The sequence below is a fragment of the Arthrobacter sp. CJ23 genome (genome assembly GCF_024741795.1).
Taxonomy (GTDB): Bacteria; Actinomycetota; Actinomycetes; order Actinomycetales; family Micrococcaceae; genus Arthrobacter.
Genome location: NZ_CP102950.1, coordinates 877,897 through 891,651, shown reverse-complemented (window position 1 = coordinate 891,651; position 13,755 = coordinate 877,897). Strand labels below are relative to the sequence as shown.

The 13,755-nt window shown below is 67.2% G+C and carries 10 protein-coding genes; 5 read left to right on the top strand and 5 right to left on the bottom strand.

What is annotated here, in order from left to right:
- Positions 1-34: 34 nt before the first annotated feature.
- The 5 genes from NVV90_RS04030 (at position 35) to NVV90_RS04010 (ending at position 6,181) form a co-directional block, all read left to right on the top strand.
- Positions 35-1,762, top strand: coding sequence for an ABC transporter substrate-binding protein (locus NVV90_RS04030; protein WP_258439910.1), 1,728 nt, complete (start codon positions 35-37; stop codon positions 1,760-1,762).
- Between the two features lie 65 nt (positions 1,763-1,827).
- Complete coding sequence (locus NVV90_RS04025) at positions 1,828-2,829, top strand: ABC transporter permease (protein ID WP_258439909.1); 1,002 nt, start codon at positions 1,828-1,830, stop codon at positions 2,827-2,829.
- Positions 2,826-3,893, top strand: coding sequence for an ABC transporter ATP-binding protein (locus NVV90_RS04020; protein WP_258439908.1), 1,068 nt, complete (start codon positions 2,826-2,828; stop codon positions 3,891-3,893). Before NVV90_RS04025 ends, NVV90_RS04020 begins: the two co-directional genes overlap by 4 nt.
- Before the next feature lie 8 nt (positions 3,894-3,901).
- Positions 3,902-4,927, top strand: coding sequence for an ABC transporter ATP-binding protein (locus NVV90_RS04015; RefSeq protein WP_258439906.1), 1,026 nt, complete (start codon positions 3,902-3,904; stop codon positions 4,925-4,927).
- Positions 4,928-4,951: 24 nt separating this feature from the next.
- Positions 4,952-6,181: an amidohydrolase family protein gene (locus tag NVV90_RS04010; protein WP_258439904.1), complete on the top strand. Its 1,230-nt coding sequence runs from the start codon at positions 4,952-4,954 to the stop codon at positions 6,179-6,181.
- An 86-nt stretch (positions 6,182-6,267) separates the two neighbouring features.
- Here NVV90_RS04010 and NVV90_RS04005 read toward each other — a convergent pair whose 3' ends face one another.
- From NVV90_RS04005 to NVV90_RS03985, 5 genes are all read right to left on the bottom strand, one after another.
- The gene (locus NVV90_RS04005; RefSeq protein ID WP_258439903.1) at positions 6,268-7,524 is read right to left on the bottom strand and encodes an MFS transporter; all 1,257 of its coding nucleotides are present in this window, start codon (positions 7,522-7,524) and stop codon (positions 6,268-6,270) included.
- Between the two features lie 135 nt (positions 7,525-7,659).
- Positions 7,660-9,009 carry an FAD-binding oxidoreductase gene (locus NVV90_RS04000; protein WP_258441064.1) on the bottom strand — a complete coding sequence of 450 codons (1,350 nt, stop codon included), beginning with the start codon at positions 9,007-9,009 and terminating at the stop codon, positions 7,660-7,662.
- A 144-nt stretch (positions 9,010-9,153) separates the two neighbouring features.
- The gene (locus NVV90_RS03995) at positions 9,154-11,076 is read right to left on the bottom strand and encodes a glycoside hydrolase family 13 protein (RefSeq protein ID WP_258439901.1); all 1,923 of its coding nucleotides are present in this window, start codon (positions 11,074-11,076) and stop codon (positions 9,154-9,156) included.
- Positions 11,077-11,078: 2 nt separating this feature from the next.
- On the bottom strand, positions 11,079-12,020 hold the full coding sequence (locus NVV90_RS03990; protein WP_258439899.1) for a sugar ABC transporter permease: 942 nt from the start codon (positions 12,018-12,020) through the stop codon (positions 11,079-11,081).
- Entirely contained in the window at positions 12,020-13,684 is a 1,665-nt protein-coding gene (locus tag NVV90_RS03985) for an ABC transporter permease subunit (protein ID WP_258439898.1), read from the bottom strand. The genes NVV90_RS03990 and NVV90_RS03985 overlap by 1 nt, the downstream gene beginning before the upstream one ends.
- Positions 13,685-13,755 lie beyond the last annotated feature (71 nt).

Below are 13,755 nucleotides of genomic sequence, written 5' to 3'. Positions count from 1 at the left end.
TCCCTCAGTTCACCAACCCCTCACGAGGAGCAACATGAAAACCCCCACAAAAGCACTGGCGCTTTCTGTGCTGATCGCCATGGCGGCCACCGGCTGCGGCGCGGCCGGGCAGGCCCCGGCGGGCAATGCCAAGCCCGCCGAGTCCGTCACCGAGCTGGCACCCAATGTGGTCAAGTCCGGCTTCACGGCCAAGGGCGGCAACATCAACGTCCTGATGTCCTCCGATTTCCAGACCCTTGACCCCGGAAACAGCAACTACGTCCAGACGGCCAACGTCGGCCAGCTGTACTACCGCACGCTGACCATGGCCAAGGAAACCGCCGGCCAGCCGCCTACTGTTGTTCCCGACCTTGCCACGGACACCGGCAAGGTCTCCGAGGACGGGCTCAGCTGGACCTTCACGCTCAAGGAAGGCGTGAAGTTCGAGGACGGCAGCCCCATCACCTCCGCGGACATCAAGTACGGCATCGAGCGGACCTTCGCCCAGGACGTCTACACCCAGGCCCCGCAGGAGCTGAATGCCGCGCTCGACGCCGGCGGGTACAAGGGGCCGTACAAGGACCCTTCCGCTGTGCTCAAGGCTGTCGACACGCCCGATGAGCGCACGGTGGTCTTCCACCTGAAGAAGCCGTTCGCGGAGTTCCCCGCCCTGGCGTCGCGTTCCAACACGGCCCCGGTCCCCAAGGGCAAGGACACCAAGCTGGACTACACCAACCACCCGGTCTCCTCCGGGCCCTACATGGTGGAGTCCTACAACCGCGGCAAGTCCCTGAAGCTGGTCCGCAACCCGCACTGGGACGCCGCCACGGACCCCAACCGCACGGCCCTGCCGGACACGTTCAGCTTCTCCCTGTCCACGTCCCAGGCCACCATCAGCCAGCAGCTGCTCGCCAACTCGGACCCGAACGCCATCACGCTCGACTCCAACGGCGCCCTGCAGACCTCCGATTCGGCCAAGCTTGCCGACGCCCAGGTCAAGGACCGAGTGGCCTCCGGGCTGCTGGGCTGCAACGACGTCCTGAGCCTGAACACGCAGAAGATCACGGACCCCGATGTCCGCAAGGCCATCGCCCTGGCCCTGGACCGGCAGTCCATCCTGGTCCAGTACGGCGGACGCCGCTTCGGCGAGCTGACCCAGAGCCCGCTGAACTCCAAGATGCGCGGCTACGTGTCCACTGAGCTGGAGCTGGATCCCGCGGGCAAGCCAAAGCTGGAGGAAGCCAAGAAGCTCCTCGAGGGCAAGACGTACCCCAAGACCCTCACGTTCGGCTACGCCAACAACCGCGACGCCTACAAGAACACCGGCACCGTGGTGCAGCAGAACCTCAAGGCGCTGGGCATCGACGTCGAGCTCGTGCCGATCCCGGCCCCGAACTACTACTCGGTCCTGGCCAGCGAGCAGCTTCCGGACATGGGACGCTCGGGCTGGTGCGGCGGCGCCGACCCCGCCTCCGTCCGCACCTCTGCCGACCCCATCCTGGGCCCGAACAACGACGGCACCAGCTACGGCTTCTCCAACACCTCGCGCTACTTCGACCCCCAGGTTTCCAAGGCCATGTTTGAGCTGCGGAACACCACCGGGTCCTCGGAGGAACTCGGCAAGAAGTGGGCCGAGGCCTTCGGTTCGGCCCTGAAGACGTACCCGATCATTCCGCTCATCCGCAGCCACACCAACAGCGTGGTGGGCTCCAACGTCCGCAATGCCCAGGTGGGCTACTTCTTCGGCGGAATCGACCTCTCGATCGTCGGCGTCGAGCACTAGACAGGGCTTCGTCCAGAAGGAGAAGCGGGCCGCCCGGCACCCCCGGGCGGCCCGCAACCAGCACAATGATCACATTCATTCTTCGCCGGGCAGGCTCGTTGATCCTGCTGCTCGCCGCGGTCAGTTTCATCACCTTCACCCTGTTCCAGCTCGGCCCCTCGGATCCCGCCGCGGCCGCCTGCGGGCAGGAATGCACGCCTGAACGCGTGGCCGAGGCCCGGGTGGCCCTCGGCATGGACCAGCCCTTCCTGATCCAGTACGCCGATTACATGCGCGGCCTGTTCTCCCCCCGCATGATCGGCGCCCCGGGCGCCCAGTCCATCTGCGAATGGCCGTGCCTGGGCAAGTCCTTCCAGACCAACGAGAACGTGGCGGACATCATCGGCCGCTCACTCCCCTACACCCTGTCCATGGCCGTCGGAGCGCTGGTCCTGTGGACGGTTTCCGGCGTCGGCCTGGGGCTGCTCGCGGCCCTGCGCAAGGGTTCAGCCACGGACAAGTTCATCGTCGGCGCGGCCTCGGTGGGCGTTTCGCTCCCCATCCCCGTCACCGGCCTGTTCCTCCTCCTGCTGTTCGTCAACCAGCTGCACGTGCTGCCCTTCACCACCAACGAAATCAGCAGCCCGTTCGGGCCGCACGGGCCGTGGGCGTGGGTCACCAACTACCTGCTGCCGTGGATCGCCCTCGCCGTGCTGTTCAGCGCCTCCTACATCCGCGTCACCCGCACCAACATGATCGAGACCTTCGGCGAGGACTTCATCCGCACCGCACGCGCCAAGGGACTGGCGCCGCGCACCGTGACCTTCAAGCACGGCGTCCGGGCCGGTATCACGCCCGTGGTCACCATGCTCGGCATGGACATCGGCCTGCTGCTGGGTGGCGCAGTCCTCACCGAACAGATCTTCTCCGTTCCCGGCCTGGGCTTCACCGCCGTGCACGCAGCCATCTCCGGCGACCTGCCCGTGACCATGGCCATCACCATGCTGGCCGCCTTCTTCGTCATCGTGGCGAACGTCGCCGTCGACCTCGCCTATGCCGCCATTGACCCCCGAGTGAGGCTCCAGTGACCCAGATCCAGCACAGCCCCCAGACTGCCGGGGACGCCTCCGGAACGCGCCCCGGCGCCCAGCCCGGCGCCTTCCTAGAGGTCAGCAACCTCACGGTGAAGTTCCCTACGGACGACGGCGTGGTCTCGGCAGTGAACGGCATGGACTTCGCCCTGAACCGCGGCGAAACCCTCGGCATCGTGGGCGAATCCGGGTCCGGGAAGTCCGTCACCAGCCAGGCGCTGATGGGCTTGCTCAAGGGCACCTCGGCACAGGTCACCGGGCAGGCGCTCTTCCAGGGCAAGGACCTGGTTACTCTGCCGGAGTCCGGCATGCGCCAGCTGCGCGGCCGCAACATCGGGATGATCTTCCAGGACCCGCTCTCGGCCCTGCATCCCTTCTACACAGTGGGCCACCAGATCGCCGAGGCGTACCTGGTCCACAACAAGGCGACTAAGAAGCAGGCCCGGGCGGCCGCCGTCGACATGCTGGGAAGGGTGGGCATCCCCAGTCCCGAACAGCGCTTTGACGAGCACCCGCACCACTTCTCCGGCGGCATGCGCCAGCGCGCCATGATCGCGATGGCCCTGATCTGCGAACCTGAGCTCCTCATCGCCGACGAACCCACCACGGCGCTGGACGTGACCGTGCAGGCGCAGATCCTGGACCTCATGTCCGAGCTCCAGGAAGAAACCAACTCGGCGCTCATCCTGATCACCCACGACCTCGGCGTCGTGGCCGAGGTCTGCGACTCCGTGCTGGTCATGTACGGCGGGCAATGCGTCGAATCCGGCCCGGTGGACGAGATCTTCTACGACACCCGGCACCCCTACACCCTGGGCCTGCTCAACTCCATGCCCACACTGAACAGCCCTTCCAGCCGGCTGAATCCCATCCCGGGCCAGCCGCCGTCGCTCCTCGACCTGCCCAAGGGCTGCATCTTCAGCGCCCGCTGCGAATACGCCGAGCTGGCCGGGGACGGCATCTGCGCCAGCCAGCGGCCCGAGCTGCGCGTCGAGGACGGCCACGGCAAGCGCTGCCATCTGAGCGGCCCCCAGATCATCACCATCCGGACTTCGCGTTAGGAACCGCCATGGAAAACCAGGCAATTCTCCAGGTGGAGAACCTCCAGAAGCATTTCCCCATCAAGAGCGGCCTCTTCACCGGCGGTCGGGCCGGCAAAACGGTCAAAGCGGTCGACGGCGTCTCGTTCAGCCTCGGACGCGGCCAGACCTTGGGGCTTGTGGGCGAGTCGGGCTGCGGCAAATCCACCACAGGGCGGATGATCTCCCGGCTGATGGACCCCACGGGCGGGAGGATCGTCGTCGACGGCGTCGACATCAGCCAGCTGCGCGGCAGGGACCTTTACGATTTCCGCCGCAAGGTCCAGATGATCTTCCAGGACCCCTTCGCCTCGCTCAACCCCCGCCAGACGGTGGGCACCGCCATCGCGGCGCCCATGGTGGCGCAGAAGATCAACCCGACGGGCGGCCTGAAGAACCGGGTCAAGGAACTGCTGGAGCAGGTGGGCCTCAAGCCGGAGCACTACAACCGCTTCCCGCATGAGTTCTCCGGCGGCCAGCGTCAGCGTGTGGGTATTGCCCGCGCCATTTCCTTGAACCCCTCGGTGATCGTGTGCGATGAGCCCGTGTCTGCCCTGGACGTCTCGGTGCAGGCCCAGGTCGTGAACCTCCTGCAGGAAATCCAGCGCGACACCGGCGTTTCCTACATCTTCATCGCCCACGACCTCTCGGTGGTCCGGCACATTTCGCACGAGGTCGCGGTGATGTACCTGGGCAAGATCGTGGAGCAGGGGCCGCGCGACGAGCTGTTCAGCAACCCCCTGCACCCCTACACCAGGGCGCTGCTCTCCGCCGTGCCGTTGCCGGACCCCCGGGCCGCGCGCGAGCAGGTCAAGATCCGGCTCCGTGGCGATCTGCCCTCGCCGGCCAATCCGCCCAGCGGCTGTGTCTTCCGCACGCGCTGCCCGCTGATCGGGACGCTTCCCGAAGAGCAGCGCCGGCGCTGCATGGACGTTATCCCTACCCCCGCCAGCCCCGGCGCGCCGGCCTGCCACCACGCAGGACTGGCCGCTGCGGCCATGGCGGGTGTGCAATAGATCCACTACCAAAGGAGCAACACATTGAACACCCTGATCCGCGCCGTCCGCCCGTGGGGGCAAGCGCTCAGCGACGTGACTATCGTTGCGGACGCGACAGGCGGCAAGATCATCCGCGTCGAGCCCCACGACGCCGCACGCACTGTTGCGGCCGGCGTGACAGTCGTCGAGGGCCGCGGCCGCCTCTTGGTGCCATCCTTCTCCGACGTCCACGTGCACCTTGACTCTACCCGCATCGGCCTGCCCTTCCGCGAGCACACCGGCGGACCGGGGGTGTGGACCATGATGATGAACGACCGCCAGAACTGGCGCAACGCCGAGGTCCCCCTGCAGGACCGTGTCAACGGTACCCTGGGCCGGATGATCGCACGCGGCACCACCCGCGTCCGCTCCTACGCCCAGGTGGATGTGGACTGCCATCTGGAGCGCTTCGAGGCCGTGGCCGCGGCCAAGGAGCAGTTCAAGGACCGGGCCGACGTGGAGATCATCGCCTTCCCGCAGGCCGGCCTGCTCCGTGAAAAGGGTACGGTCGAGCTCATGGAGGAGGCGCTCGAAGCCGGTGCGAACGTCATGGGCGGCATCGACCCCTGCAGCCTGGACCGGGACCCCGCCAAGCACCTGGACATCGTGTTCGGCCTGGCCGAAAAGTACCAGGTCCCCATCGACATTCACCTCCACGAACCCGGTGAGCTCGGCGTCTTCAGCACGGACCTGGTGCTCGAGCGCACGCGCGCCCTCGGCATGCAGGGCAAGGTCACCATGTCCCACGCGTACCAGCTGGGCAGCGTCAACGAGGCCACCACCCGCAGGCTCATCGACGAATTCGCCGAGCTCGACGTCTCCATGGCCACCGTTGCGCCGTCCATCTCCGGCCAGCTCCCCCTTCCGATGCTCGCCGAAGCCGGGGTCCGCATGGGCCTGGGCGAGGACGGCCAGCGCGACTACTGGTCCCCCTACGGCAACACGGACATGCTGGACCGCACCTGGCAGCTCGCCTTCACCCACGGCTTCCGCAAGGACGAGCTCATCGAGCACTGCCTCGCGATCGCCACCATCGGCGGCGCCAGCGTGCTGGACCCGGGCGCCACACGCCTGAAGGGAACGGCCCACCGCCCCGGCATCGAGGCCGGCGACCCGGCCGAGCTGCTGCTGCTCGACGGCGAGACCGTCGCCTCCGCGGTCATGGACCGCGGCAAGGACCGCACCGTGATCCACCGCGGCAAGGTAGTGGCGGACGGGCTCGAACTCGTCTGACCCTCCCCCGCTTAGAGCGCGAACTGGCAGCAGATGCCCTTAAATCCCGGTTCAGGGGTCATCTGCTGCCCGTTCGCGCTGTTTGTTTAACGCCCGACGGCGGCTGGTTCCGCTGGGCGGTCCGCGGTGGTTTCGCCGACAGACACCACCGGCCCCCGGACGGCAGCGAAGCCCGCCACGGCAACCAGGAGTGCTACGCCCGCCAGCACGAAGAAGCTGAGCGTCCAGCCGCCGGTCCACCCGTGCAGCAGCCCGGCAACGAGCGGGCCGAGCGAGGCCACGGCGAAGCCGAGCCCTTGGCTCATGGCGGACAGCCGCCCTGCGGTGCGCGGCCCCGCCGAGCGGAGCACGATCAACGCCATGCCCAGGCCGAAGGGGGCACTCTGGACAAAGCCCAGCACGCCTATCAGCGCGAACTGCATCCCCGCCGGGGCGGCCAGCACGCCCAGCAGCGCTGCTGCTATGAGGATGCCCAGTCCGGGGGCCATGATCCTCAGGACCCTCGGCCGGCTAGCAAGAACGGGAGCCAGGAGGCTGGCGGGCAGTCCGGCAATACTGAACCAGGCCAGCAATGCCGCGGATTCTGCGGCCGGCAGGCCCTTGGATTCCAGGAAGACCGCCAGCCAGGACGTGATGGCAAAGTAGAGCATGGCCTGCAGCCCGAAGAAGGCGGCAACGGCCCAGGCCGTGCGCTGCTTCCGCAGGGGCACCGCCGCCGTGGTGGACGCCCGGGCGTCGGCCGTTGGCACCGCTCGGCGCCCTGCGGCACCGCCTACAAACAGCGCTCCCAACACCGCCGGGACTGCCCAGACTGCCAGGGCCCAGGCCAGGCTGCCGCCCAGGGCAGACTGCAGGGGCTGGACGAGCCCGGCCCCCAGTGCCGCGCCGAGGCCGAACCCCATGGTGCACAAGCCTGTCCACCATCCGGTTCCCCGGCGCTCCTTGACGATCTGCGGCAGCAGCACGCTGGCCGTCATGATGGCTGCTCCGGCCAGGAAGGTTCCGGGAAACAGGAAACCCGGAACCAGGGCGCGGGCTGCCAACGCCGCAGCAAGCACCAGGAGCGCGACGGCGACGGCCCGGCTGGAACCCAGCCTGCGGGCCAGCCACGGGCCGATGGGGGCGGCGATCCCGAAGGCCAGCACCGGCACAGCCCCAAGGAGCGGGAGCAGCCGCCCTTCGACGCCGAATCCGGATTCCAGTTGCCCCATGACACCGGCGATGGTGGTGATGGCCGGGCGGAGATTGATCGAAACGAGAGCCAGGGCAAGCAGCACCCAGACCGCCGTCGATCGCTTGCTGTTGCCGGGCAGGCCTCTGCTGCCCTGGTGCTCGTCGCGCACGGGATGGTCCCCTTTTCGTCTCTTTTGGTATACCAAATAAGACTATGGGTAGAATCCATCAAAGTAAATGCACCGAAATATGGACATGGTTTGTGACATCAGGGAACGCGTCGCATTTTTGGGATACCAGAAAAGCTAGATGGCCTTGCCTGGATTCAGGATGCCTGCGGGGTCGAAGAGGTCCTTGATCCGGCGCTGCAGTTCCCGCACGGGCTCGGGCTGTTCCAGGCCCAGCCAGCGGAGCTTGTACTGGCCCACCCCATGCTCGCCGGTGATGGTGCCGCCCATATCCAGGCCAACCCGGATGGATTCGTCCAGGGCAGCGTTGAGCCGGAGCAGTGCCGCGGCGTCGGTCTGCTCATCCACGCGGTCCATCCAGAACGTCGGGTGCAGGTTGCCGTCGCCGGCATGGGCCACCACCTTGAGCCCCACCCGGTACCGGGAGGCCATGGCTTCGAGCTCCGCCACGAAATCAACAAGCCGTGAACGCGGCACCGCAATGTCTTCGCCCACGCGGAATTCGTCGTCCACTTCGGCGCCGCGGCTGTTGCGCCGCAGCTCCACGAGTTGCTCGGCTTCCTCGCTGGCCTCGGTGGTCACCACGGCGCCCCCGGCCGCCAGGACCCGGCGCACCACCTCGGCCTCGGCGGCGGCACCGAATCCGTCCGTCTGGACAAGCAGCAGCGACTTCCCGCGGGACTGCAGCTCGGAGCCGTTCATCTCGTCCAACTGCTGCAAGGTGCCGTTGTCCAGCAACTCCATGATGGCCGGCTGGACCCGGGCCTTGCCCACTGCCAGCACGCCGGCGGCGGCGCTACGGAAGTCCGGGTAGAAGGCGGCCACGGTGTGGACCTCATGGGGAAGGTACTTGAGCCGGACCGTCACGCCCACCACGATCCCCAGGGTCCCCTCCGAGCCCACCAGAAGCGCCGTGAGGTCATAGCCGGCCACACCCTTGAAGGTCTGGTGGCCGGTGTGCAGCAGCGAGCCGTCGGACATGACCACGTCCAGTGCCAGCACCGAATCGCGCGTTACGCCGTACTTGGCGCACCGCAGCCCGCCGGCATTCGTGGCCACGTTGCCGCCGATCGTGGAGATCTTGAAGCTCGCCGGGTCAGGCGCGTACATGAGGCCGTGTTCGGCGGCAGCAGCGTTCAGCCCGGCGTTGATGACGCCGGGCTCGACGACGGCGGTCTCGTCGTCCGGGTTGAGGTCCAGGATGCGGTTCATGCGTTCCAGGCTGAGCACGATGCAGCCTCTGCTCGCATGCGCGCCGCCGGAGACGCCCGTGCCGGCGCCGCGGGCCACAATGGGGATGCCGTACGCAGCGCAGCTGCGGACAATGTGCTGCACGTTCTCCACGGATTCGGCCCACACCACGGCCAGCGGCAGATGCCGGTCCACGATGGGTCCCTGGTCGATCGAATAGCTGTTCCGGGTGGCTTCGTCGAGGGCCAGCTGGGCGTGGGAGAGCCGGGAGGACAGGCGTTCCAGGAAGGCCTCGTTGCCGGCTCCGCTGCCTGCGGTGTTTTCCTCGGTGCTGCCGGCCACGGCCGTGTAGTCAGACAAGATGGTTCCTTTGCACGTGTGCACCGCGGACACGCCAAACCGGCAGTCTTCGCAGTGTTTTCAGTGCTCCAAGTCTAGATCTTGCCCCGTCCGGATCGTGGGGAACACAGTTCCCGGGAGAGTCCACACGGCAGCAGCAGCTCCTGCCGCGGACAACTGCACCCCGTCCGGCACCGGGTCTGCGGTGAGCCGTCCGCTGGCAAAGTCCGGCGCCTTGCGAAGGGCGTCGAGCTGCGGTCCTGAGAGGACGGTGCTGTCCAGCAGGGCCTCGCCGCCGCTCCGGGCAACCGCCACCAGCACCGACGATTCCGGTGTTTCCCGGATGAAGACGAGCACATCGCCTTCGGCGTGGATCCAGCGGAGCCCGCCCTCCGTCAGGGCCGGCTGCTGGCGCCGCAGCCGGCCCAGTGCCGAATAGCTGGTCCGGAGGTCCTTGACCGGCCGTGCTGGCCCCTCCACGGCTGCCGGCCCGGACGCCGCCCCCGCTTCGGGCCACGGCATGGGGGTCCGGGAGTCCTCGCCGTTGAACCCTTCGAGGCCGAACTCATCGCCGGCAAACACCACCGGAACGCCCGGCAAGGTGAACATCAGCACGGCCCCGAGCTCCTGGCCGCCGTCGATCATCACCGTGGCCGCCCGCGCCGTGTCATGCGTGTTGAGGGCGTTCATGTTCTGATTTCGCACACCCCAGCTAAATCCGGAGGCGAGGTCCAGGTGGGTTGCCAGGAAGTCTTCCGCGTCGACCTTGTTGGGCCCTGCGAGTGGCGTGCCGAAGAAGTTCACGTGCGGGGCGTCCTTGGCGAGCCAGGACCACAGGGGGCGGGTGAAGTTGGAGTACGTCATGGCGCCCTGCCAGTGTTCGCCGCTGAAATCCGGGGCTGCGTCGGAGGTTGATTCCGCCAAGAGTGCGGCGTCCGGATTGATCTCTCGCACGCGCTTGGCGATGAGCCGCGCGACGTCATGGTTGAGATCAACGGAGCCCAGGCGCCCGGTCATGTTCCCGACGTCGATCCGCCAGCCGTCAAGGTTGAACGGAGGCTTCAGCCAGCGGGCCACCACCGAATCGTCGTCCAGCACAAAGCGGCGCCGGAGCGCCTCCGAGGACCAATTGAGCTTGGGCAGCGAGGGCACGCCCCACCACGACTCGTATTCCGAATGGTCCGGGCTGAAGTAGTAGTAGCCCGCTTCCTCCGAGCCGGCGTCGGCGAGCGCCTTCACGAACCATTCGTGGGCGTCGCCGGAATGGTTGGCGGTCAGGTCACCCATGACCCGGATGCCCCGGGCATGCGCTGCTTCCACCAGGTCCACCAGGGCCTGGTCCCCGCCGAGCAGAGGATCCACGGCGTCGAAGGTGGACGCGTCGTAGCGGTGGTTGGAGCGCGCCGGGAAGAACGGCGTCAGGTAGATGACGTCCGCGCCGAGGTCCTGGATGTGGTCCAGCTTGTCCATGATCCCGGGCAGGTCGCCGCCGTAGAACTGCACGGGCGTTTCCGGTCCCGCGCCCACCACGGGCGTGTCCCACGAACAGCCGATGGCCCAGTCCGGCGTCGGATGGCCGTCGGCCTGCGTGGAGCGGGCAAAGCGGTCCGGGAAGATCTGGTACATCGTGGCGCGGCGCAGCCAGTCCGGGGCCTGGGCGTAGCTGCTCAGGCGGAAGTCCGCGTTGTCGGAGACGTCCCTGCTGAACAGGCCCTGCGCATTGAGGCTCCAGTAGCGGCCTCCGGCTTCCAGCAGGAAGCGGTACCGGGCCACCGGGTTGGCCGCCAGCATCGACCCTTCCCACCAGTCCCAGCCCTCGGCTTCGCCCAGCTTCAGCGCGGCGTCGTAGCGCGGCTCGCCGTCCTGGACGGACCGGATCCACACGCGCGACGCCCTCCCCCAGCTGTGCGGAATACGGATCCGGAGCCGGACGGTTTCGCCCAGCTGAACGGAGGCGGGTGCGTGGAGCGGGGAACCGTCGTGGTGGGGAAGGGCGATGGGCATGGTCAGCCTTTCACGGAGCCGGCGGTGAGGCCGCTGACGATGTACTTCTGGAGGAAGAGGAAGAGCGCCATGACCGGGATGGAGGCGATGACGGCGCCCGCGGCAAAGACGCCCCAGTTCTCGGAGCGCTGCTGGGCCACGTAGGAGTAGAGCCCCACGGCGAGTGTCTGGCTGTCCGGGTCCGTCAGCACAACGCTCGCAATGACGAATTCGCTGGAGATGCCGATGAAGGCCAGGAGCCCCACCACGGCCAGGATCGGGGTGACCAGGCGCAGGATGATGCCGAAGAAGATCTGCACGTGGCTGGCGCCGTCGATCTTGGCGGCCTCGTCGAGGGACTGCGGGACCGTGTTGAAGAAGCCGTACATGAGGTAGGTGTTCACGCCCAGGGCGCCGCCCAGGTAGACCATGATGAGGCCGAGCTGGCTGCCCAGCCCCAGGGCAGGGATGACCTGCGAGATGCCGCTGAGCAGCAGGAAGATCGCGACGACGGCCAGCAGTTGCGGGAACATCTGCAGCAGGAGCAGGGACAACAGGCCGATCCGGCGGCCTTTGAAGCGCATGCGGGAGAACGCGTAGGCGGCCATGGCTCCGAGGAAGACCGTGGCGGCGGAGGTCACCACGCCCACCACCAGGGTGTTCACGAACCAGCGGCCGAAGGGGCGGCTGGGGTCGTTGAAGAGGGCGGTGAAGTTGCCGGGGTCGATCCTGGTGAACAGTCCGTTGGAGCCCACCAGGGTGCCGCTGGAGTCCAGGGCCGCGGACAGCACGTACAGCAGCGGGAACACCGCGAAGATCGTGGTGACTATCCCGACGACGTGCCGCCAGCCCTTGTCCTTGAACCAGGCCCCAAACGGACGCCGCCTCGGAGCGAGCGGTGCGGGTCCGCCGTCGGGCGCTGTTTTCCGGGTAGCGGGGAGGGTGCGTGCCTGTGCCTCGCTCATTAGTTCACGTCCTCGAGTGCTTTGGTCTGCTTGAAGCTGATGGCCGAAATCGTGGCCACGATGATGAAGATGATGATGGCGAGCGCGCTGGCCAGGCCGTAGTCGCGCCCGGTGCCCTGGCCGAAGGCCACCTTGTAGACGAGGGTGATCAGGATGTCCGTGGCTCCGATGTCGCGGTCGGTGTCCGCGAAGCGCGGTCCGCCGCCGGTCAGCATGTAGATGACGTTGAAGTTGTTGAAGTTGAACGCGAAGGAGGAAATCAGCAGCGGCGCCACGGACACGAGGAGCAGCGGCAGCTTGATGGAGCGGAAGACGCGCCAGGCCGAGGCGCCATCCATGCGGGCCGCTTCGTCCAGTTCCGTCGGGAGGGACTGCAGGGCGCCCGTGCAGACCAGGAACATGTAGGGGAATCCGAGCCAGAGGTTCACCACCAGCACGCTGATCTTGGCCAGGAACGGATCGGTGAGCCAGCCGATGTTGGCCCCGCCCAGCAGTGTCTGGTTGAGCCAGCCGAACTCCGGGTTGAGGATGCCGGACCACACCAGCCCGGACAGGAAGGCCGGGAAGGCGTACGGCAGGATCATCAGGATCCGGTACACCTTCTTGCCGCGCAGGTCCTCGCGGTTGAACGTTGTTGCCAGGAACAGGCCCAGGATGAACGTCAGCGCCACGGAGGCCACGGAGAAAGTGAAGGTCCAGATGATCACGCCGAGCAGCGGCCCGCGGAGGCTGGGATCGGTGAAGGCCCGGGCGAAGTTGTCCATGCCGACGTCGATCTTCCACCCGGTGGAGAGCGTCTGGCCGCTCTTGTCGGCGAAGGCGCCCTTGCCGTTGTCCCGGTAGACGGCACCGGTCTCGGTGTCCGTGAAGGTGTCGGCGGCGGCGTCAAAGCTGAGCGCGGGCTTGAACTGGTAGGCCGAGCTGCCGTCCGCGGTGCGCAGGGTCCCGTCAGCCGGGTTGTCCGAGACGGGAACGGTGATCTTGAGGATCTCCTGCTGGTTGGCAACGATCTCCTGGAAGGCCAGGGTTTCATAGCCGGGCAGGGAGTTGGCCTTGCCAGTGGAGTCCTTGCCTGCACCGGGAGCATCGGCCAGCGGTTCGCCGTTGCTGCCCAGCTGCACCTTGCCGGACGGATCCGTGAACAGCAGATGGAAGCTGTTGTCCTTGCTGAGCACGGATGCCTTGTAGGCGGGAGAATCCGGGACGCGCTTCTGGGCGGTCAGCTGGATGGCCGCGATGGCGTCATCCTTGGTGCTGTTGTGCCCGTCTCCGTAGTTGGTGAACGCGATGTAGCCGCTGAAGAACACCACCAGGACCTGGAACACGAGCAGGAACAACACGCCCGGTGCCAGATACTTGGCCGGGAGTCCGCCCTTGCGCAGGTAGATCCAGTTGATCCCCAGCACCACCAGGGAAGACACCGCCAGGGCGGCCCAGGACTGGCTCAGGAAGAGCATCATCAGCACGTACACCGCCAAAGCATCCACCAGCCCCAGGAGGACAATCTTGACGATGATGCCCCTGAGGGAGTCGGGCCCGAAGCGGCGCTTGCCAGCGCGGCTTCGGTTTCGGCTGGCGCCCAGGCCAGCGGGTCCGCTGCCGGGCGAAGAGGCCCGGGTGGCAGTGGTGTCTGGTGCTTCGTGGAGGAGGTCTGGCTTTGGCATGGCTGTTTCGATCCTTGGAGAAAGCGGTTTGCGGCTGGCACGGGCCGGGCGGTGGTGTGCCGCCCGGCCCC